The organism is Prolinoborus fasciculus (assembly GCF_056724605.1).
Map to the genome: position 1 here is coordinate 1 of NZ_JBWZQN010000121.1, position 2238 is coordinate 2238.

General features: G+C 51.3%; 1 rRNA gene. It reads left to right on the top strand.

What is annotated here, in order from left to right:
* Positions 1-2238 (top strand): 23S ribosomal RNA (locus AC1P5O_RS16410); the annotation flags it as partial.

A 2238-nucleotide genomic window follows, 5' to 3' on the forward strand; every position in this document is an offset into this window, starting at 1 on the left:
ATAGGGGAGCCGTAGGGAAACCGAGTCTTAATAGGGCGTTTAGTTGCTGGGTATAGACCCGAAACCAGGTGATCTATCCATGAGCAGGTTGAAGGTTGGGTAACACTAACTGGAGGACCGAACCCACTGTCGTTGAAAAGCCAGGGGATGACTTGTGGATAGGGGTGAAAGGCTAATCAAACTTGGTGATAGCTGGTTCTCCCCGAAAGCTATTTAGGTAGCGCCTCGGACGAATACCATTGGGGGTAGAGCACTGTTTCGGCTAGGGGGTCATCCCGACTTACCAAACCGATGCAAACTCCGAATACCAATGAGTACTATCCGGGAGACAGACTGCGGGTGCTAACGTCCGTAGTCAAGAGGAAAACAATCCAGACCGCCAGCTAAGGCCCCAAAATTATAGTTAAGTGGGAAACGATGTGGGAAGGCATAGACAGCTAGGAGGTTGGCTTAGAAGCAGCCACCCTTTAAAGAAAGCGTAATAGCTCACTAGTCGAGTCGGCCTGCGCGGAAGATGTAACGGGGCTAAAACTATATGCCGAAGCTGCGGATGCATAATTTATTATGCGTGGTAGGGGAGCGTTCTGTAAGCCGATGAAGGTGGATTGAGAAGTCTGCTGGAGGTATCAGAAGTGCGAATGCTGACGTGAGTAACGACAATGCGAGTGAAAAACTCGCACGCTGAAAGACCAAGGGTTCCAGTCCAACGTTAATCGGGGCTGGGTGAGTCGACCCCTAAGGCGAGGCCGAGAGGCGTAGTCGATGGGAAATTGGTTAATATTCCAATACTTCTGTGTAATGCGATGAGAGGACGGAGAAGGTTAAGTCAGCCTGGCGTTGGTTGTCCAGGTGGAAGGTTGTAGGCATGTATCTTAGGCAAATCCGGGGTACTCTATGCTGAGAACTGATAGCAAGCTGTACTTGTACAGTGAAGTGGCTGATACCATGCTTCCAGGAAAAGTCTCTAAGCTTCAGTTACACAGGAATCGTACCCGAAACCGACACAGGTGGTCAGGTCGAGTAGACCAAAGCGCTTGAGAGAACTCTGCTGAAGGAACTAGGCAAAATGGTACCGTAACTTCGGGAGAAGGTACGCTGTTGTCTGTGATAGGACTTGCTCCTTGAGCGGCCGACAGCCTCAGAAACCAGGCCCCTGCAACTGTTTATTAAAAACATAGCACTCTGCAAACACGAAAGTGGACGTATAGGGTGTGATGCCTGCCCGGTGCTGGAAGGTTAATTGATGGGGTTAGCGTAAGCGAAGCTCTTGATCGAAGCCCCAGTAAACGGCGGCCGTAACTATAACGGTCCTAAGGTAGCGAAATTCCTTGTCGGGTAAGTTCCGACCTGCACGAATGGCATAATGATGGGGGCGCTGTCTCCAGCAGAGACTCAGTGAAATCGAATTCGCCGTGAAGATGCGGTGTACCCGCGGCTAGACGGAAAGACCCCGTGAACCTTTACTGCAGCTTGACATTGAACTTTGATCTTACTTGTGTAGGATAGGTGGGAGGCTTTGAAGTCGCGACGCTAGTTGCGATGGAGCCGTCCTTGAAATACCACCCTGGTAATATTGAGGTTCTAACTCTGTCCCGTTATCCGGGACGAGGACCATGTCTGGTGGGTAGTTTGACTGGGGCGGTCTCCTCCTAAAGAGTAACGGAGGAGTACGAAGGTGCGCTCAGCGTGGTCGGAAATCACGCGTAGAGTATAAAGGCAAAAGCGCGCTTAACTGCGAGACCCACAAGTCGAGCAGGTACGAAAGTAGGTCTTAGTGATCCGGTGGTTCTGTATGGAAGGGCCATCGCTCAACGGATAAAAGGTACTCTGGGGATAACAGGCTGATACCGCCCAAGAGTTCATATCGACGGCGGTGTTTGGCACCTCGATGTCGGCTCATCTCATCCTGGGGCTGAAGCAGGTCCCAAGGGTATGGCTGTTCGCCATTTAAAGAGGTACGCGAGCTGGGTTTAGAACGTCGTGAGACAGTTCGGTCCCTATCTACCGTGGGCGTTGGAAATTTGAGAGGATCTGCTCCTAGTACGAGAGGACCAGAGTGGACGAACCTCTGGTGTACCGGTTGTCACGCCAGTGGCATCGCCGGGTAGCTATGTTCGGAAGGGATAACCGCTGAAAGCATCTAAGCGGGAAGCCTACCTCAAGATAAGATTTCCCCGAGACTTTATGTCTCCTAAAGAGCCGTTGAAGACTACGACGTTGATAGGTTGGATGTGGAAG